At 68.4% G+C, this 18,025-nt stretch carries 18 protein-coding genes; 7 read left to right on the top strand and 11 right to left on the bottom strand.

What is annotated here, in order from left to right:
* Positions 1–100: 100 nt before the first annotated feature.
* From ACY48E_RS02270 to ACY48E_RS02260, 3 genes are read right to left on the bottom strand one after another with little or no spacing between them, the layout of a single operon-like run.
* Positions 101–874: an SWIM zinc finger family protein gene (locus ACY48E_RS02270; RefSeq protein WP_462870435.1), complete on the bottom strand. Its 774-nt coding sequence runs from the start codon at positions 872–874 to the stop codon at positions 101–103.
* Positions 858–3,668, bottom strand: a complete 2,811-nt coding sequence (locus tag ACY48E_RS02265) for a DEAD/DEAH box helicase (protein ID WP_462870434.1) — start codon at positions 3,666–3,668, stop codon at positions 858–860. The genes ACY48E_RS02270 and ACY48E_RS02265 overlap by 17 nt, the downstream gene beginning before the upstream one ends.
* Positions 3,669–3,721: 53 nt before the next feature.
* Positions 3,722–3,931, bottom strand: a complete 210-nt coding sequence (locus ACY48E_RS02260; protein ID WP_462870433.1) for a hypothetical protein — start codon at positions 3,929–3,931, stop codon at positions 3,722–3,724.
* A 565-nt stretch (positions 3,932–4,496) separates the two neighbouring features.
* Here ACY48E_RS02260 and ACY48E_RS02255 point away from each other — a divergent pair.
* From ACY48E_RS02255 to ACY48E_RS02245, 3 genes are all read left to right on the top strand, one after another.
* Positions 4,497–5,216: an HNH endonuclease family protein gene (locus ACY48E_RS02255; RefSeq protein WP_462870432.1), complete on the top strand. Its 720-nt coding sequence runs from the start codon at positions 4,497–4,499 to the stop codon at positions 5,214–5,216.
* A gap of 13 nt (positions 5,217–5,229) precedes the next feature.
* Complete coding sequence (locus tag ACY48E_RS02250; RefSeq protein ID WP_462870431.1) at positions 5,230–6,039, top strand: shikimate 5-dehydrogenase; 810 nt, start codon at positions 5,230–5,232, stop codon at positions 6,037–6,039.
* Positions 6,040–6,166: 127 nt separating this feature from the next.
* On the top strand, positions 6,167–6,586 hold the full coding sequence (locus ACY48E_RS02245) for an acyl-CoA thioesterase (protein WP_462870429.1): 420 nt from the start codon (positions 6,167–6,169) through the stop codon (positions 6,584–6,586).
* On the opposite strand, the gene ACY48E_RS02240 is transcribed toward ACY48E_RS02245, so the two are convergent.
* Genes ACY48E_RS02240 through ACY48E_RS02210 form a run of 7 tightly spaced genes read right to left on the bottom strand, consistent with a single transcriptional unit; the run spans position 6,583 to position 14,015 of the window.
* Positions 6,583–7,611 carry a phosphotransferase family protein gene (locus ACY48E_RS02240; protein ID WP_462870428.1) on the bottom strand — a complete coding sequence of 343 codons (1,029 nt, stop codon included), beginning with the start codon at positions 7,609–7,611 and terminating at the stop codon, positions 6,583–6,585. The genes ACY48E_RS02245 and ACY48E_RS02240 overlap by 4 nt on opposite strands.
* Positions 7,608–8,822 (bottom strand): acyl-CoA dehydrogenase family protein, encoded by a 1,215-nt coding sequence (locus ACY48E_RS02235; protein ID WP_462870426.1) that lies wholly within the window; start codon positions 8,820–8,822, stop codon positions 7,608–7,610. The genes ACY48E_RS02240 and ACY48E_RS02235 overlap by 4 nt, the downstream gene beginning before the upstream one ends.
* Positions 8,823–8,829: 7 nt before the next feature.
* Complete coding sequence (locus ACY48E_RS02230) at positions 8,830–9,648, bottom strand: SDR family oxidoreductase (protein WP_462870425.1); 819 nt, start codon at positions 9,646–9,648, stop codon at positions 8,830–8,832.
* 35 nt (positions 9,649–9,683) lie between these two features.
* Positions 9,684–11,162, bottom strand: a complete 1,479-nt coding sequence (locus ACY48E_RS02225; RefSeq protein WP_462870424.1) for a cryptochrome/photolyase family protein — start codon at positions 11,160–11,162, stop codon at positions 9,684–9,686.
* Between the two features lie 25 nt (positions 11,163–11,187).
* Entirely contained in the window at positions 11,188–12,606 is a 1,419-nt protein-coding gene (locus ACY48E_RS02220) for an NAD(P)(+) transhydrogenase (Re/Si-specific) subunit beta (RefSeq protein WP_462870423.1), read from the bottom strand.
* Positions 12,606–12,944, bottom strand: coding sequence for an NAD(P) transhydrogenase subunit alpha part 2 (locus tag ACY48E_RS02215; RefSeq protein WP_462870422.1), 339 nt, complete (start codon positions 12,942–12,944; stop codon positions 12,606–12,608). The genes ACY48E_RS02220 and ACY48E_RS02215 overlap by 1 nt, the downstream gene beginning before the upstream one ends.
* Positions 12,945–14,015 (bottom strand): NAD(P) transhydrogenase subunit alpha, encoded by a 1,071-nt coding sequence (locus ACY48E_RS02210; protein WP_462870421.1) that lies wholly within the window; start codon positions 14,013–14,015, stop codon positions 12,945–12,947. It lies immediately after the preceding gene.
* Between the two features lie 199 nt (positions 14,016–14,214).
* Between ACY48E_RS02210 and ACY48E_RS02205 the strand changes: the two genes are divergently transcribed.
* From ACY48E_RS02205 to ACY48E_RS02195, 3 genes are read left to right on the top strand one after another with little or no spacing between them, the layout of a single operon-like run.
* Complete coding sequence (locus tag ACY48E_RS02205; RefSeq protein WP_462870420.1) at positions 14,215–14,631, top strand: HIT family protein; 417 nt, start codon at positions 14,215–14,217, stop codon at positions 14,629–14,631.
* Positions 14,632–14,647: 16 nt separating this feature from the next.
* Positions 14,648–15,469, top strand: coding sequence for a maleylpyruvate isomerase family mycothiol-dependent enzyme (locus tag ACY48E_RS02200; RefSeq protein ID WP_462870419.1), 822 nt, complete (start codon positions 14,648–14,650; stop codon positions 15,467–15,469).
* 14 nt (positions 15,470–15,483) lie between these two features.
* Entirely contained in the window at positions 15,484–16,128 is a 645-nt protein-coding gene (locus ACY48E_RS02195) for a Type 1 glutamine amidotransferase-like domain-containing protein (RefSeq protein ID WP_462870418.1), read from the top strand.
* 7 nt (positions 16,129–16,135) lie between these two features.
* Here the strand turns inward: ACY48E_RS02195 and ACY48E_RS02190 are convergent, their stop codons facing one another.
* On the bottom strand, positions 16,136–16,477 hold the full coding sequence (locus tag ACY48E_RS02190; protein WP_462870417.1) for a hypothetical protein: 342 nt from the start codon (positions 16,475–16,477) through the stop codon (positions 16,136–16,138).
* A gap of 177 nt (positions 16,478–16,654) precedes the next feature.
* Here ACY48E_RS02190 and ACY48E_RS02185 point away from each other — a divergent pair, with 177 nt between their 5' ends.
* Positions 16,655–18,022 (top strand): FAD-binding oxidoreductase, encoded by a 1,368-nt coding sequence (locus ACY48E_RS02185; protein WP_462870502.1) that lies wholly within the window; start codon positions 16,655–16,657, stop codon positions 18,020–18,022.
* The last annotated feature ends 3 nt before the right edge of the window (positions 18,023–18,025 follow it).

Genomic DNA, 18,025 nt, shown 5'->3' with positions numbered 1-18,025 from the left:
GGGCATTCGACTTGCCCACCTATGAGCGAATTGGGGGACGCAACCGTCACCCCCGTGCCCAACTTTCGCTGAAAGGTGGGCACATCGTATCCCCGCCCGACTACTCCAACCGCCGGTACAGCGCCTTGATCTGCGCCATCGCGGCCGCAACGTCGGATTCCTCCACATCCACAGCCCGGAACGCCTGGCGCAGCAGAGCCGGATCCAGGTCGTCGAGTGCCGAGACGAACATCGGCGCGGGCAGCGGTGGCAGGTCCGTCCGGTCCCCGAAGTGATCGTCGGCAGGTACGCGGGCCTCCATGACGTCGGCTCCGGGGATCAACGAATCCGGATCGATGCCCCGCAGCACCAGGATCTTCGACGCGTCGACATCGATCTCCTCGGCCGCCAGGTACGCCAGCGCCGCCGCGTGCTTGCACGGCCACCCCGAATCCGGGCACGTGCACTGGAAATCCAACTCCGCTGCGCTGGCCGGCAGCAGCCGCGGCCCGAGCGCCGTCGGCAGCGTGCCCGACGCCACCTCCGCCAACATCCCTGGCGCACTCCGTACTTCGGCGAGCAACTCCTCTGTGGCGAACGCATCGAGTGGGGTGAGCCTGACCTCCGCGGAGAACGGGTCGACCTGGCTGCCCTGCACATCGCCGACGATCCGCCCGGCGCGAATCTCCAAACTCAACACCGCCGACCCACGTGCATAGGTGCGGCCGCGTGACAGGCGGCCTGCATCGGCGATCGTCTCCATCGCCGCGACGAACTCCTTACCCCACCACGTGCGTCCGAACGCCCCACGCTTGGTGCGTGATTCGATGCCGCCGGCCACCTTCCGACGGGGACCGTACATCGAGAAGTCCGCCACCTCACTCACCCACCGCATCGGCGGACAGCGTCAGCAGGTCACGGAGTTCACCCGTCGACATCTCCGTTACCCAGTTCTCCCCCGACCCGACGGCCAGGTCCGCGAGGTCCTGCTTGGTGGTGAGCATCGAATCGATCCGCTCCTCCACCGTCCCCACGCACAGCATCTTGCGCACCTGTACGTTCTTGCGCTGCCCGATGCGGAAGGCGCGATCTGTGGCCTGGTTCTCCACCGCCGGGTTCCACCACCGATCCAGGTGCACAACATGGTTGGCGGCTGTGAGATTCAACCCGGTGCCGCCGGCCTTGAGGGAGAGCAGCATCAGCGGCGGCCCGCCCGCGTCGGCGAACGCCTCGACCATCGCGTCGCGCCTGCGTTTGGACACCCCGCCGTGCAGGAACGGGACCGGCACCCCGAAGCGGTCGGCCAGATATGGCGCCACGATGTCCCCGAATTCGCGGAACTGGGTGAACAGCAACGCCTTCTCGCCGTCGCCGAGCACCGAGTCCACGATGTCATCGAGCAGCGCGAGTTTGCCCGACCGGTGCCGCCCCCGGGTGAGCACCGCGGACCCGTCGCCCAGGAAATGCGCCGGGTGATTGCATACCTGCTTGAGCCGGGTGAGGGTGGCCAGCACCGCCCCCTTGCGCGACATGCCCTCGGATTCGGCGATCTGACGCATCATCTCGTCCACCACCGCCCGATACAGTGCGGCCTGCTCGGCGGTGAGGTTGGTGCGCACCGTCATCTCGAACTTCTCCGGCAGATCGGCGATGACGGCCCTGTCGGTCTTGACCCGTCGCAACACGAACGGCGAGGTCAGCGCCCGCAGACGAGCGAGGACGGCGTCGTCCTTCTCGCGTTCGATGGGCACGGCGAAACGGTTGCGGAACGTCGCGGCGCTACCGAGGAGGCCGGGGTTGGCGAAATCGAGGATCGAGCGCAACTCGTCGAGCCGGTTCTCCACCGGGGTGCCGGTGAGGGCCAGCCGATGATCGGCGGGAATTGCCCTGGCCGCCTTGGCCTGTCGCGTGGTGTGATTCTTGACGTGCTGCGCCTCGTCGAGGACGATTCGTCGCCAGGCCTGCTCGGCGAGGATGTCGACATCACGTGCCAGCAGCGCGTACGTGGTGATCACCAGGTCGCTGGCGACGACCGCGCGCGCGAACTCCTCACCGGTCAGACGCTCGGGCCCGTGGTGGACCAGCACCGTCAGATCCGGCACGAACTTCGCGGCCTCGCGCTGCCAGTTGCCCACCACCGACATCGGACACACCAGCAGAGTCGGCAGCACGCTGCGCTCATGGGAGAGCAGTGCGAGCACCTGGACGGTCTTGCCCAGCCCCATGTCGTCGGCCAGAATCGCGCCCAGACCGAGCGAACTCATGAACGCCAACCAGTCCAGTCCCCGCTGCTGATACGGCCGCAGTGTCGCCGTCAATCCTGCGGGCGACGCGACGCGCTCGGGGCGGCGGTCGGGATCGAGCAGCTTGGCCGCCCATCCGGTGGCCTGCACCGCCTCGATGCGTACGGGCGGTGCATCCGGCCCGGACATCGCGTCGAGGAGTTCCTTCAGCGGTGCGGCCGAGGCCGATCCGTGCGCGGTGACGAACTTGACCGCCCGCGCGAGCACCGTCGGATCGGCCTGCACCCACTGACCGCGCAGGCGCACCAGACCCGACTTGGCCTGCACCAGTCGCGCCATCTCCACATCGGTGAGCTCGATGTCGCCGAGCGCGAGATGCCAGTCGTAGGAGACGATTTCGTTGAGCCCGACCGCGCGATCCTCCCCGGCGGGCGCCGGGGGCGATTCCACCGCCACCCGCAGCGACGGGTCCAGCCGGCTCCACGCGCGAGGCAGCAGCACCACGATGCCGTTCTCCCGCAACGCCGTTGCGCCGTGCTCGACCAGATCCACCACCACCGGCGTCGGCAGGAGCAGGTCCAACGTCTCGGGGTCAGTGGGCACGTCCTTCAGGCGCGGGTATGCGGTGAACGCCTCGGCCAGGCGTCGAACACCGGCTGTCCGCGGCGGCCGCAGCGGGGCCTCCCCGTCGGGTCGCACCAGCACCTCGAGCCGCCACAGTGCCTCGGTGGGTGACTCGGTGTCCGCGCTCTCGGGCAGCTCGTCCGGTTCGAGCAGCCGCAGCACCAGCGTCGGCTCGTCGCTGCGCAACGATTGGCGCCACTTCTCGAGGAGCTGGGCCGATCGGGCACTGCCCTCGTCGTACGCCTCCCCGTCGAGCAGGGCCACCAGCATCGGATGCATCGCGTCGGGGCGACCGACGATGCGGCGCACCACCGGATCGGTGAGTTCGCGAATCAGGTCCGCGAGCACATCCCCGATCTCGCCCTCGGCGCGCTGCACCGGCGGGGCGACGGCCGCCAGTTCCGCGGTCCATGCGCGCTGAGCCTCACCGCCGACCAGCTCCCACCGCATCCACCACTGCCCGTCCACCCGTCGCTGCATCGGGACCACCCGCCCCGCCCGCGCCCACCGCTCGATTCCGGCGACGACATGGGCGAGGAACCGCAGATCACCGGCGATGCTCGGATGTGCCGGGGGCACCCGCACCAAGGCCTCGACGGCATCGGTCGGGGCGAGCGCCACCGCGGGCATCGCCACGGCCGTGGTGGTGGCGCCGGTGCGCAGGCTCACCCGCGGCTGGTGGCGACGCTTGCGCGCGGCGATCCGCGCCAGGTGCGGCGGCAGCAGAAGCGGGTTCGGGACCTCGACCCCCACCCGCTCGGGCACAGGTTCATCGGTCCACAGCATCAGCCCTGCGCCCGGAGACCACAGACCGTGCAGCATCAGATCAGTGTGTCAGGCGGGCCCGACAATGATCGGGCTGCGCCTGTGGTCGCCTACTCGTGATCGTGTGGTGATGTTCTGCGGGGGGAATGCCTCGTGCGCAGCGCCACGACGGCGACGGTCGCGAGAATTGCGTAAACCAGAGCCCAGGGCAGAATCTGCGCCGTCATGCGCTCGCCGACGATCTCCCAGTACGGCCGATCGGAGAGCAGCGGAACCAGGGCCAAGTTGTAGAGCAACAGGCCGAGGAATGCCCAGCTCACACCTATCAACCACCGACGCGGGCTAGCCAGACGTGCATTGATCACCGCGCTCACCTCAGCAAACGTTGTCGAACGGAATGCGATCTTCGAGGCCCGCCGTACCAAGCCCGCACAGGGCCCCGCCGACGCCGGTAGCAGCTCCGAGAGCCCCGCAAGTCAGGGCTCCCAGAACACGGTACGTCCATTTCCCCACCGTGGCACGAGTGCACGCCTTCGACTCAGCGAGCGGACCGGGTACGGTCGCAGGGCGGACCGTGAGGAAGTTGCCGTCCAGCGAGAACACGGCAGGCTCCTCGACACCATTGCTCTCATATAGCCACCACGACTACCCCTTTCGCAAAATATATGTCCTTTGCGTTGATTCTGATCCTCCCCCCGAAGTCGGTTTGTCCACGGCAACGACGTTCGTTCGGATGCAGATCACCTTCAATTCATCAAGACGCTCGTTGTCGTTCAGAGTTCGGATGCGGAGTGTCGATCCCCGGGCGACATGGTTGTCCCCGGGTGAGCCCCGAGCGGCGGCTTCCTCACCAGAACTGTCGTACCCACCCCGCACACTCGCCCCATGCCCCGACCGTCGCTGCGCGCCCTCGCCTGGTGCGCAGCCGCGCTGGTGGCCGGGTACGCGGTGCTCACCGGCTGCCAGACACCGACGTTCCTGCGGCCCGATCCTGCGCCGGGCAGCCCCACCCGTGTGCAGGTCGAGCAGCTCCTGGCGCAGGTACGCGTGATCGATGCTCGCCCCGATGTGCCCGGCTACCAGCGCGGGTGCGCGGCCGGGGAGGGCTGCGTGTTCGGGCCGGCGTGGACCGACGACCAGGACGCCCCCGGCGGCCACGACGGCTGCGGCACCCGTGACAACGTGCTGGCCCTCGCGTTCACGAACGTGCAGTTCAAGCCCGGTACACGGGACTGCGTGGTGGTGGCGGGCACTTTCGCGGACCCGTTCACCGGCCGAACCAGTACGTTCAGCAAGGCCGATGCGGGCGCTGTGCAGATAGACCACACCTACCCCCTCGCCGCGGCGTGGGACATGGGCGCAGCCACCTGGCCGATCGCCACCCGAACCCGCTTCGCCAACGATGTCGCCTACGAACTGATGGCTGTCGACGGCGCCCAGAACCAGGCCAAGAGCGACAAGACACCCGCCGACTGGCTGCCGCCCAGCGAAGCCCACCACTGCTTCTACGTCGGCCGCTACCTCACCGTGGCCGTGCAGTACGCGCTCCCGATCACCGCCGAAGATCGCGCGGCGATTACGCGCGTGGCCCGCGGGTGCGGCTGAGTACGCTCGGGCGGTGATCGCGCTGAACAAGGACACCATCCCGTGCATGTCGCTGTCGGGGCGTCCGAGCAACATCGGCACCCGGTTCCACAATTTCCTCTACGACGAGTTGGGGCTGAACTACGTCTACAAGGCCTTCACCACAGACGATCTGCCCGCTGCGATCGCGGGTATCCGAGCGCTGGGCATCCGGGGATGTGGAGTGTCGATGCCGTTCAAGGAGGCGTGTATCGAGCACGTCGACGTGATGCATCCGTCGGCGTCGGCCATCGAGTCGGTGAACACCATCGTCAACGACGGCGGCGTACTACACGCCTACAACACCGACTACCAGGCCGTCGCCGACCTGGTGGCCACGCTCGGGCTCCCCACCGACGTCTCGGTGGCCGTCACCGGCAGCGGCGGGATGGCCAAGGCGGTGGTCGCGGCATTGCGCGACAGCGGTTTTCGGCGCGGTACCGTGATCGCACGCAACGAGCGAACGGGTCCGGCGTTGGCCGAGAAGTACGGCTACGCGTACTCGTCGACCACGGTCGGCGCCGATCTCCTCGTCAACGTCACCCCCGTGGGGATGGCCGGGGGCGAGGACGCCGATCGCTCACCCTTCAGCGCCGATCTGATCGAGGCCGCGCACGCGGTGATGGACGTGGTGGCCGTGCCGTCGGAGACCCCGTTGATCGCGGCGGCGCGGGCAGCCGGTAAGCCGGTGATCACCGGTGCACAGGTGATCGCTCTGCAGGCCGCCGAGCAGTTCGTACTCTACACCGGGGTGCGGCCCACGGACGAGCAGATCACCCGAGCCTCGCAATTCTCACGCACCTGACCTCGACGGGTCGCACGAGGAGTCGCGCCGGCACCTCACTGCACCCGATCGCCCAGTTTCCACCGGATCCCGCATGTCGGCGCCGATCGGGTGCAGCCAGGTCTCGCGGAGTCTCTAGGCTTGCTGCGTGAGCGCTCCGACCCCCGACGACTACCCCGTGCTGTGGCCCGTCGCTACCCGCTGGGCCGATAACGACCACTACGGCCACGTCAACAATGTGGCGTACTACTCGTACTTCGACACCGCGGTGAACGCCTGGCTCATGGAGGCCACCGGGTGCGACATCCGCGACCTCGACGCCATCGGTGTGGTGGCGGAGACCTCGTGTACGTATCTGCGCGAGTTGAGCTTTCCCGACGCGCTACAGGTGGGGATCTCGGTGGACAAACTCGGCACCAAGTCCATCGTGTATTCCCTGGCCATCTTCCGCGGCGACACCCCGGCTGCGACAGGGCGATTCGTGCACGTCTACGTCGACGCCACCACCCGCCGCTCGGTACCCATCCCGCCGCCGATCCGTGCCGCGGCGCAGACGATTACGCGCTAGAACACCCCGGTTTCCCGCGCAGTCGTCACCGCGCGGCCGATGATGCCGTCGATCAGCTCCGCCGTGGGGCCGCCGTCGAGGCCGCGGTTGCGCTCGTCGTCGAGGACGCGGCGCATCACCCCCTCGGCGATGATGGACAGTCGCCACAGAGCCAAGGTGTGCCAGAAACCCACGGTGGACACGTCCCGGCCCGTCACGCGGGCGTACTGCTCCACCAACTCCTCGCGCGAGGGGAAGCCCGGCAGTGTCGACGCCATGAAAGGGCCGGCGAAGGGATCCCCCTCCTGCGGCCAATAGGCCAGCAGCGCACCGAGATCGGCCAGGGGCTCACCGAGCGTGCACAGCTCCCAGTCCACGACGGCTGCAATCGACCCGTCGGCGGCCGCGGTGATCACGTTGGCCAGGTGGAAATCCCCGTGCACCAGGGTCAGCTCGGTCTGCTCGGGCGCCGCCGCGGCGAGGGCCTGACCGAGCTGTTCGATCACCGGGACATCGCGCGTCTTCGAGTGCTCCCACTGCGTGATCCAACGCTTGAGTTGGCGTGCGGCATAGGGCTTGTGGCTGGCCAGATCACTCAGGCCGACGCTCTCGAGGTCCACCGCGTGCACGGCCCCGAGCGTCGTGGGCATGGCGATGCCGATGGTCCGGCGCCTCGGTTCGGGTACGGCCCGGGCAACCTCGAGATCGTCGACCACCACACCGTCGACGTGGCTCATCAGCACCAGGGGCGCGTCGGTGATCGCGGGGTCGGCCGTGGTGGCGATCATCGACGGCACCGGCACCGCAGTCCCGGCAAGGGCGGACATGACGCGGTGTTCGCGCATCACGTCGTGGGCGGAGGCGAGCAGGTGTCCCAGCGGGGGACGTCGGAGCACCCAGTGCGCGCCCGCGGCGTCGGTGACCCGGAAGGTGAGGTTCGACTGACCGTGCCCGATCCGGGTGAACGTCAGTGGGGCAACGGCTCCCACGCCTGCGCCGACGATCCACGCCCCGACCGCGCCCTCGTCGATTCCGACCGCGGTCATCGCTCACGCCGATACGGCCGCAGCTCGACGCGGGCGATGGTGCGCTTGTGCACCTCGTCGGGCCCATCGGCCAGGCGCAGGGTCCGCAGGTGCGCATACATGGCCGCCAGCGGGAAGTCGTCGGAGACGCCCCCGCCGCCGTGCACCTGAATCGCGCGGTCGACAACCCTCAACGCGACGGCCGGCGCCGCAACCTTGATCGCGGCGATCTCCACCCGCGCCTGCCGGTTGCCGACGGTGTCCATCAGCCACGCGGCCTTCAACGTCAGCAGCCGAGCCATCTCGATCTCGATGCGTGCCTCGGCGATCCAGTCCTGAATGTTGGCCTGCGCCGCAATGGGTTTACCGAAGGCAACGCGATTCGACGCCCGCTCGCACATCATCTCCAACGCACGCTCGGCCATGCCGATCGCCCGCATGCAGTGGTGGATGCGCCCGGGCCCCAGGCGCGCCTGGCCGATCACGAAACCCGCACCCGGACCCGCGAGCACATCCGTGCTCGGCACCCGCACGTTCTCGAACAGCACCTCCGCGTGGCCCTCACGGTCCTGGTAGCCGAACACCGTGAGCCCGCGCACCACGGTGACACCGGGCGCATCGATGGGCACCACCATCATCGACTGCTGCGCGTGCGGGGCGGCCTCGGGATCGGTCTTGCCCATCACGATGAGCACCTTGCAGTGCGGGTGAAGGGCGTTCGAGGTCCACCACTTGCGCCCGTTGAGCACGTACTCGTCGCCGTCGGCCACCATCGACATCGCAATGTTGGTGGCGTCGGAGCTGGCCACGTCGGGTTCGGTCATCGCGAACGCCGACCGGATGGTGCCGTCGAGCAGGGGACGCAGCCATTTCTGCTTGTGCTCGTCGGTGCCGAAGAGGCTGAGCACCTCCATGTTCCCGGTGTCGGGCGCCGAGCAGTTGCATGCCTCCGGAGCGAGGATCGGGCTGCGACCCATGATCTCCGCCAGCGGTGCATAGTCGGCGTTGGTCAACCCGGCCCCGTACTGTGGGTCGGGGTGGAAGAGGTTCCACAGCCCGCGCGACTTCGCCTCCGCCTTGAGGTCCTCGACGATCGGCGCGGCGAAGTGCGGGTCACCCGAGTCGCGCATCTGCTTCTCGAACACCGCTTCCGCGGGATAGACGTGCTCGTCCATGAAGGCCAGCAGCCTCTCGCGGTACTCGAGACAGCGCTGGGTGGGGGCGAAGTCCATGGCGTCCTCAGTTCTTCTCGGCAACAGCGGATTCGAGCGCGCGTCGGTAGCGGCGCATACCCGAGAGCCAGCGCGCGTAGTCGGCTCCCTTGTGTCGATACATCTCGAGCACCTCGGGGTGCGGCAGGATCAGGAACCGCTCGTCCTCGATGGCCGCCATCACCTCCCGCGCCACATCGGCGGGTTCGAGCACGGCCCCGGCGCTGGTGACCGCACTGGCAGCCACCTGCGCGCCCGGCTGGTCACTGTCGAATCCGGACCGCAGCAGTGCAGTCTCCACACCCATCGGACACAGACAACTCACCGCGATGCCGCGGTCGCCGTAGGTGACCGAGAGCCACTCGGCGAAACCGACGGCTGCGTGCTTGGACACCGAGTAGGTGGCCGACCCGATCTGAGTGAGCAACCCGGCCGCCGATGCCGTCGACAGGAAGTAGCCGCCCCCACGCTCGAGCCAGCGCGGAACGAGGGCACGTGCGGCGCGCACGTGGGCGAGCACGTTGACACCGAGCGCGATGTCCCACTGCTCGTCGGTCGATTCCAGGCCCATCCCGATCGCGGTGCCGGCGTTGGCCACGTAGATGTCGACGGGTCCGAACGCGGTCTCGGCCGCGGAGATCATCGCCTCGATCACCGCGGGATCGGCGGCGTCACCGCCGAATCCGATTGCGTTCGGGCCCAACTCGTCCGCCTGCGCCCGCGCCGCCCCGGCGTCGAGGTCGCCGACCACCACCTTCGCACCGTGGGTCACCAGAGCGCCGGCCACCGCCGCCCCGATTCCGTTGCCGCCGCCGGTCACGACCGCGACCTTGTCCGTGATCTGCATTACACCGATGCTAGCCGCCGCTCATCGGCACGAGATCAGAACCGGTCGCGGGAGCGTTCCTGTTCGATCACCGCGTCCAGATCGGCGAGCTTGTTCATCGAGTGCACGGCGCGGGAGGTTCGGGGGCTGGCCGCGAGCCGTTCCTGGTGGCGATGGGTGAAGGCCCAGTAGCCGGCGGTGAACGGGCAGGCGGTGTCACCGAGACGCTTCTTCGGGTCGAACACGCAGCCCCTGCAGTGGTCGGTCATCTTGCTGATGTACGCCCCGCCGGAGGTGTACGGCTTGGTGGCGATCACACCGCCGTCCGCGTGCTGGCTCATCCCCACCACGTTCACCGGCATCACCCAGGTGAATCCGTCGACGAAGTTCGCGGTGAACCACCGGGTCAGCTCGTGCGGGTCGTAACCACGCTGGAGCGCGTGATTGCCCAGCACCATCAGCCGTGGGATGTGGTGCACCCAGCCCCGATCGCGAATTCCGCGCAGCGCATCCGACAGGCACGCCGCCTCCACCGCGTCGGCGTCGAGATCGGTGAACCACTCGGGAAGCGCTGTGTGCGAGTCGAGTTCGTTGAGCTGCTCGTACTCGGGCCCCAAATGCCAGTACAGGTGCCAGACGTACTCGCGCCACCCGAGGATCTGCCGGATGAACCCCTCCACACTCGCCAGCGGAGCGTGCCCGTCCCGGTGGGCCTTCTCGGCTGCGGCAACCACGTCCAGCGGATGCAGCAGCCCCATGTTCAGCGGCACCGACAGCAGCGAGTGCGACATCGCCCAGTCCTCGGCCATCACCGCGTCCTCGTAGGGGCCGAAGGTGGACAGGCGATCGCGCACGAACACCGCCAGCGCCTGCTGGGCCTCGTCGGCCGTCACCGCGAACAGCCGCGGGCCGTCCACTCCGGCGAACTCGGCGTCCATGGCGTCGAGATCTGCCCGTACCTGCTCGTCGACGGCGTCCTCGGTGGGCCACCACGGGTCCGCCACTCCCAGGGTGCGCTGTCCTTTCGGCGGCTGCTGGCGGTTGTCGGCGTCGAGATTCCACTGCCCGCCGACGGGCTTGTCGCCGTCCATCAGAACGTCGAACCGCACCCGCTGCGATCGGTAGAAGTTCTCCATCAGGAACCGCTTCTTCTCGCCCGCCCACTCGGCGAAATCGCTGCGGGACAGCGCGAATCCTGGATTGGGAAGGATCTCGGCCACCAGCCCCTCGGCCTGCAGCCGGGTCACCAGTTCCAGCGCGGCCCGTGAGGTGGGCTCGTGCACCACCACCGGCTCGCCCACCGACTCGATGGCCTCGCGGTAGGTCTCGGCGACGATGTAGCGGGCTCGATCACCCAACTCGTTCGCCAGGTGCGCCATGCCCGAGAGCAGCAGGTGCGCCTTCTGTCGATGCGGCCGCCGGCGGCGGAACGCCCCGGCCGACTCCACCAGGATCACCGGACGCCCGAGATTGGCGTCCGTGGAGTGGAAGTGCGGGCCGAGCTGATCGGCGAACAGCCAGAGCGGGGCAACCATCACTCGAGTATGCCCTCGGCCGGTGCTAGAGGGCCTTGAGCTCCTCGGTCACCTCGGACACCGACTTCTTGGCGTCACCGAACAGCATCGACGTGCCCTGACCGTAGAACAACGGGTTCTCGATACCGGCGAAGCCCGAGCTCATCGACCGCTTGAGCACGATCACCGACTTGGACTGGTCGACGTTGAGGATCGGCATGCCGTGGATCGGCGAGCTGGGATCGTTGCGCGCAGCGGGGTTGGTGACATCGTTGGCGCCGATGACGAGGGTGACGTCGGTGCGCGAGAACTCGTCGTTGATGTCGTCCATTTCCTTCATCGCGTCGTAGCTCACGTCGGCCTCGGCCAGCAGCACGTTCATGTGCCCGGGCATGCGCCCGGCGACGGGATGGATGGCGTACTTGACCTCGACACCCTTCGCCTCGAGGAGCTTGGCCATGTCCTTGACCGCGTGCTGGGCCTGCGCGACGGCGAGACCGTAGCCGGGAACGATGATCACCTGGTTGGCGTAGGCCATCTGGATCGCGGCGTCGGCGGCCGAGGTGGCCTTGACCGTCTTCTCCACCCCGTCGCCGGACCCGGCTGCAATGCCGCCACCACCGAAACCGCCCGCCACGATGGCCGGGATCGATCGGTTCATCGCCTTGGCCATGAGGTTGGTCAGGATGGTGCCCGATGCACCGACGATCATGCCGGCGACGATCATCGCCGTGTTGTCCAGTGCCACACCGGCAGCCGCAGCCGAGAGGCCGGTGAGCGCGTTGAGCAGCGAGATCACGACGGGCATGTCGGCGCCGCCGATGGGCAGCACCACGGTCAGCCCCAGGATTCCGGCCGCGACGAGCACCAGCAGGATCCACCAGTGCGCCGCACCGCCGTCGGAGGCCCCCAGGCCGATCACGACGGTGGCCGCGACCGCGGCGACGAGCAACAGCAGGTTCAACGGCTGCTGGGCTCTGCCGACGGTGATGGGGCGCCCGGGCAGGGTCTCCTGCAGCTTGAGGAACGCGATCAGCGAGCCCCAGAAGGAGATGGAGCCGATGATGGCGGCGAACAGCGAGCCGACGATGATCGGGGCGGTGGGCCCACGGTCCGCGGGGATCACCGAGAAGCCCTCGGTGTCGAGGAACTCCGCCCACGCGATCAGCGCCACGGTGCCGCCGCCGACGCCGTTGAACAGCGCCACCAGCTGCGGCATCGCCGTCATCTTCACGCGCCGGGCCGGGGGCACACCGAGCGCCACACCGACCACCAGGCCGACGGCGATGATGATCCAGTTCTCGGTCTCCCGGATCTTGATCAGGGTCGCGATGACGGCGATGGCCATACCGACGGCGGCGATCTTGTTGCCGCGCACCGCGGTCTTCGGTCCGGTCAGGCCCATCAGGCCGTAGACGAACAGCGCGAACGCGATGATGTAGAGCACGGAGACGAGGTTGTTCATCAGGCGTCGCCCTTCTTCTCGGCCCCGGCGCCCACCTTCTCGGCGGGTGCCTTGCTCTTGAACATGCCCAGCATGCGGTCGGTGACCACGAACCCGCCGATCACGTTGACGGTGCCGAAGACCACCGCGATGAACAGGATGACCTGGATCAGCACGCTGGGGTTCTTCACCTCACCGAGCACCACCAGCGCGCCCAGGACCACGATGCCGTGAATGGCGTTGGTACCCGACATCAGCGGGGTGTGCAGTGTGTTGGGCACCTTGGAGATCACGGCGAAGCCGAGGAAGCCCGACAGCACCAGGATGGCGATGTTGGCCAGGAAGCCGGTGTAGTCCATTTAGTTCTCGACCTCTCGTGTGACGCAGGACTGAGCGAGCACCTCGTCGGAGAAGTCCGGGGCGAAGGTGCCGTCGACGAGCATCAGCTCGAGCAACGCGGAAATGTTCTTCGAATACAGCTCGCTGGCGTGCTCGGGCATGGTGGCGGGCAGGTTCAGCGGGGAGGCGATGGTGACGTCGTGCTTGACCACGGTCCGTCCCGGTTCGGTGAGCTCGCAGTTGCCACCGGTCTCACCGGCGAGGTCCACCACCACGCTGCCGGGCTTCATGCCCTCCACCGCGGCGGCGGTGACCAGCCGCGGGGCGGGGCGACCGGGAACGAGGGCGGTGGTGATGACCACGTCGAATCCGGTGATCGCCTTCTCGAGGGCGGCCTGCTGCTGCGCGCGTTCGGCCTCGGTGAGCTCGCGGGCGTACCCGCCCTCGCCCGCGGCGTCGATACCGAGGTCGAGCCACTGAGCGCCCACCGAACGCACCTGATCGGCCACCTCGGGTCGCACGTCGTACCCGGTGGGACGGGCACCGAGGCGCTTGGCGGTGGCGAGGGCCTGCAGACCGGCCACGCCGACACCGAGCACCAGAACCAGCGCAGGCTTGACGGTGCCCGCGGCGGTGGTGAGCATCGGGAAGAAGCGGGTGGACTCCGACGCCGCGAGCAGAACCGACTTGTACCCGGCCACGTTGGCCTGCGACGACAACGCGTCCATCACCTGCGCGCGCGAGATGCGCGGGATCGCCTCGACGGCGAACGCCTGCACTCCCGCGGCCTTGAGCGCGCCGATCTTGGTGTCGGCGTTGCGCGGTGCGAGAAACCCGATCAGCGTCGAGCCGGAGGACAGCCGCGCGATCTCGGCGTCGGTGGGCGGGGCCACCTTGACCACCACTTCGGCAGACCAGGGGTCGCCGATGGTGGCACCGGCGCTCACGTAGAGCTCGTCGGGGATCAGCGCGCCGAGCCCGGCCCCCGATTCCACGATCACCGCGACACCCTTGCCGACGAGCGATGCGACGAGCTTGGGCACCAGCGCAACCCGGCGCTCTCCGTCCGTACTCTCCCGGACGACACCCACGGTGGGGCTGTGGCGGACCGCGGCCGCGGTGGGGGCGGAGGTCGGTTCCGATGGGGGCTGTTCGGTGGTGTCCAAATCGCGTACTTCCTCATGTGCGGGGCGAACCGGTCCGGTATGGGAAAGGTAACGCACACCACAAGAAACGGGGAATCCCGACAACGACCGTGAGCGATCTCACCGCCACCTCTACAGTGAGCGCGTGACCGAGTGCATCTTCTGCGACATCGTCACCGGTGCCGCACCGGCGGCCACGGTTCTCGAGGACGACACGGTGATGGCCTTCCTCGACATTCGCCCACTCGCTCGCGGGCACACCCTGGTGATCCCGAAGTCGCACGCAGCGAACCTCGCCGAACTGGACCCGGCGCTCGGCGGCAGCATGTTCGCCGCGGGCCAGCGCATCGCGGCGGCACTGCGGTCATCGGACATCTCGGCCGACGGGGTGAACCTGCTGGTCAACGACGGCAGAGCAGCCATGCAGACGGTGTTCCACTCGCATCTGCACGTGGTGCCGCGTCGCCGCGGCGACAAGCTGAAATTCGCCGCCAACCTCATCACGCGACGACCCACCGAACTCGAAGCCACCGCGGCTGCACTCCGCGCCGCGCTGGCCTGACCCGACAGGACCGACCATGACCGCACCCGAGCACGCCCGCACCGCCGTCACCACTCTGATCGAGCAGTTCCGCGCGTTGCAGTCGCTCGTGGCACCGCTCACCAACGAGCAGTGGGCGGCCCCGACCACCCTGCCCGAGTGGTCGGTACAGGACGTGGTGGCGCACGTGATCGGCACCGAGGAGATGCTCGCGGGCAAGCCCACCCCGGAGGTGGCCGGAGTCGACGGCGCCGCGCACGTCCGCAACCCGATCGGGGCGATGAACGAGGCGTGGGTGATCTCGATGCGATCTCTGACCCCCGCGCAGATGGTCGAGGAGTTGGCCCGGGTGGTCGACGAGCGGTCCGCCGTCCTGACCGCGATGACCGACGACGAGCTGGCCGCTCCCGCGATGACGCCCGAGGGTCCGGGCACGTACGGGTCGTTCATGAAGATTCGGCTCTTCGACTGCTGGGTTCACGAACTCGACATCCGCGACGCCGTCGGCGCGCCCGCGTTCGAGGGTGGCCCGCGGGCGGAGTTGGCGTTCGAGGTGATCGCGAAGGCCCTGCCGTTCGTGGTGGGCAAGAAGGCCGGTGCACCGGACGGCACCCGCGTACGGGTGGTCGTGACGGGCGACGTGGCCCGCAGCTATCTCGTGGAGGTCTCCGGGCGCGCGCGTTTCGTCGACGAGTCCGACACCGATCCGGTCACGGTGACGATCACCCTCGACTTCGGGCTGTACGTACGACTGCTCAACGGTCGGGTTCGCGCCGCCGATCACCGCGACGAGATTGCGATCGAGGGCGACACCGCACTGGGCGAGCGCATCACCGACGTCCTCGCCAGCACCATCTGACGCGCGGCCGTCCCGTGCGCGCGTTCCTGTCCTCGTACCGGCTCGCCGGGCGCCCGGAGGCCCTGACCGAGCTGGTGGGTATCCCCGGCCGGATCGCGGTGATCGCGAACGCCGCGGATGCATGGAGTCGACTCGCGCGGTGGAACTCGCTCCGCAGTGAGTGGAAACCGTTGCGTGACACCGGGTTCGACCCGGTAGAGCTGGATCTGCGCCACTACGTGGGACGGCCCGACGCGTTGGCCGCCACCCTGGCCACCTTCCCCGCTCTGTGGGTGCGTGGCGGCAACACCTTCGTACTGCGTCGACAGTGGGCCCGGTGCGGCGGCGACGACGTGCTGCGCTCGCTGCTGGCCGACGACGCTCTGGTCTACGCCGGCTACAGCGCCGGAGCGTGCCTGCTCGGGCCCACACTGCGGGGCCTCGAGTACTCCGACCCGCCCGAGGAGGTGCTCGCCGCCACCGGGTGCGCGGTGCTGTGGGACGGGCTGGGTGTGCTCGATCGCGCTCTGATCCCGCACTGGCGATCTCCGCTGCTCGATCCCGACGACTCGGGTGCGCGTGCGGCGCGGGCGCTCGATGCCGAAGCGGTGCCGTACCTGACGCTCACCGACGATCAGGTTCTGGTGATCGACGGCGAGCGTGAGGAGCTACTCGGCTGAGCGGGGCTCAGCCGACGAGCGGGCGCCGCGAGAGCAGGGACCAGGTGCCGGCGCACCGGCGGCGAGTCACCTCGTCCGCATCGCGTAGCAGCAGGTCGAGCAACTCGCGGGGGTGTTCGATCCACCGGGCCGCCATGGCGGCCGACTCGTCGTGGGTGAACAGACCCGAGTATTCGAGCGCCTCGACCCATTCGCCGTGACGTCCGGTGTGAATGGCGCGCACGGTCTCGTCGGAGACCCCGAGATCCTCGAGCTCGTACGCGAAGAGTGCTGCGGCGCAGTCGAGCGCTGTTCGATCGACGCGAGCGGTGTGGCTGTGAACTGCCGGTGTGTAGGCCATGTGGGTCATGTGATGCCTCCCTCGATGGGAACGGACACTATCGGCCGTTAACGCACGTCAGGATGTCCGTTACACCACGATCTGGTAACAAAGTGACGGATGGTGCTGGTGTTACTTGACTCGAGATCCCTTCACGAAAGGTCGTGACTTCCGTCCCTACCGGCGAGTAAGATCGATCCCGTGACTCTGAGCATCACCGCCCTCGACACCCTGATCAGCGCGCTGAACGGCAGCGACGTGATCACCGACCCGGACATCATGGCGGGCTACCGCCAGGACTGGGCGCGTGATCCCGATGCCGGCACCCCCCTGGCCGTCGTCCGCGCGCGTTCCACCGAGGACATTCAGGCCGTCATGCGCTGGGCCAGCGAACACGGCGTACCCGTCGTCCCCCGCGGTGCCGGGTCCGGCCTGTCCGGCGGCGCCACCGCCGTCGAGAACGGCATCGTGCTCACCACCGAACTCATGCGCGAGATCAGCGTCGACCCCGTCACGCGCACCGCCGTCACCCAGCCCGGCCTGCTCAACATCGAGGTCAAGGCCGCCGCCGCCGAGCACGGCCTGTGGTACCCGCCGGACCCGTCGTCGTACGAGATGTGTTCGATCGGCGGCAACGCCGCCACCAACGCGGGCGGTCTGTGCTGCGTCAAGTACGGCGTCACCACCGACTACATCCTGGGCATGACCGTCGTCCTCGCCGACGGCACCGCCGTCAAGCTGGGTGGTCCGCGCCTGAAGGACTCGGCCGGTCTGTCATTGACCAAGCTGTTCGTCGGTAGCGAGGGCTCGCTCGGCATCATCACCGAGATCGTCCTGCGCCTGATCCCGGCACAGCCGCCGGCCAGCACCGTCGTCGCGTCGTACTCGACGCTGCGCGGGGCCACCGACTCCGTCCTGGCGATCACGCGCACCATGCGCCCGGCCATGCTCGAGTTCATGGACAAGGCGTCGATCAACGCCGTCGAGGACGCCATGAACATGGGTCTCGACCGCAACGCCCAGGGCATGCTGATCGCCCGCTCGGACTCCCCCGGCGAACACCGCACGGTCGAGATCGAGGCCATCGCGCAGGCGTGCCGTGACAACGGCGCCGACGACGTGTTCGTCACCGACGACCCCGACGAGGGTGAGGCCTTCGCTGCCGCACGACGTTTCGCCATCCCCGCGGTGGAGAAGAAGGGCAGCCTGCTGCTCGAGGACGTGGGCGTGCCGCTCCCGCGTCTGGCCGACCTCGTCGAGGGCATCGAGAAGATCTCCGAGGAGTCGGGCTGCCTGGTGGCCGTCATCGCCCACGCCGGTGACGGCAACACCCACCCGCTCATCGTGTTCGACCCCGAGGACACCGAGCAGGAGAAGCGCGCGCACAAGGCCTTCGGCGACATCATGACCCTGGCGATCTCGTTGGGCGGCACCATTACCGGCGAGCACGGTGTTGGGCGCCTGAAGAAGGCGTGGCTGCCAGATCAGGTCGGCCCGGACGTGATGGAACTGACCCGCAAGATCAAGCACGCACTCGATCCCGCAGGCATCCTCAACCCCGGCTCGGTGCTCTAGCCC

Source organism: Rhodococcus sp. AZ1 (assembly GCF_054979605.1).
This window is presented reverse-complemented; position numbering and strand designations above follow the sequence as displayed.

Excerpts from the sequence above, each read along its gene's own strand:
- ACY48E_RS02270 (WP_462870435.1), bottom strand. The coding sequence starts at position 874 with ATGCGGTGGGTGAGTGAGGTGGCGGACTTCTCGATGTACGGTCCCCGT.
- ACY48E_RS02265 (WP_462870434.1), bottom strand. The coding sequence starts at position 3,668 with ATGCTGCACGGTCTGTGGTCTCCGGGCGCAGGGCTGATGCTGTGGACC.
- ACY48E_RS02255 (WP_462870432.1), top strand. The coding sequence starts at position 4,497 with ATGCCCCGACCGTCGCTGCGCGCCCTCGCCTGGTGCGCAGCCGCGCTG.
- ACY48E_RS02240 (WP_462870428.1), bottom strand. The coding sequence starts at position 7,611 with ATGACCGCGGTCGGAATCGACGAGGGCGCGGTCGGGGCGTGGATCGTC.
- ACY48E_RS02235 (WP_462870426.1), bottom strand. The coding sequence starts at position 8,822 with ATGGACTTCGCCCCCACCCAGCGCTGTCTCGAGTACCGCGAGAGGCTG.
- ACY48E_RS02230 (WP_462870425.1), bottom strand. The coding sequence starts at position 9,648 with ATGCAGATCACGGACAAGGTCGCGGTCGTGACCGGCGGCGGCAACGGA.
- ACY48E_RS02225 (WP_462870424.1), bottom strand. The coding sequence starts at position 11,162 with ATGGTTGCCCCGCTCTGGCTGTTCGCCGATCAGCTCGGCCCGCACTTC.
- ACY48E_RS02220 (WP_462870423.1), bottom strand. The coding sequence starts at position 12,606 with ATGAACAACCTCGTCTCCGTGCTCTACATCATCGCGTTCGCGCTGTTC.
- ACY48E_RS02215 (WP_462870422.1), bottom strand. The coding sequence starts at position 12,944 with ATGGACTACACCGGCTTCCTGGCCAACATCGCCATCCTGGTGCTGTCG.
- ACY48E_RS02200 (WP_462870419.1), top strand. The coding sequence starts at position 14,648 with ATGACCGCACCCGAGCACGCCCGCACCGCCGTCACCACTCTGATCGAG.
- ACY48E_RS02190 (WP_462870417.1), bottom strand. The coding sequence starts at position 16,477 with ATGACCCACATGGCCTACACACCGGCAGTTCACAGCCACACCGCTCGC.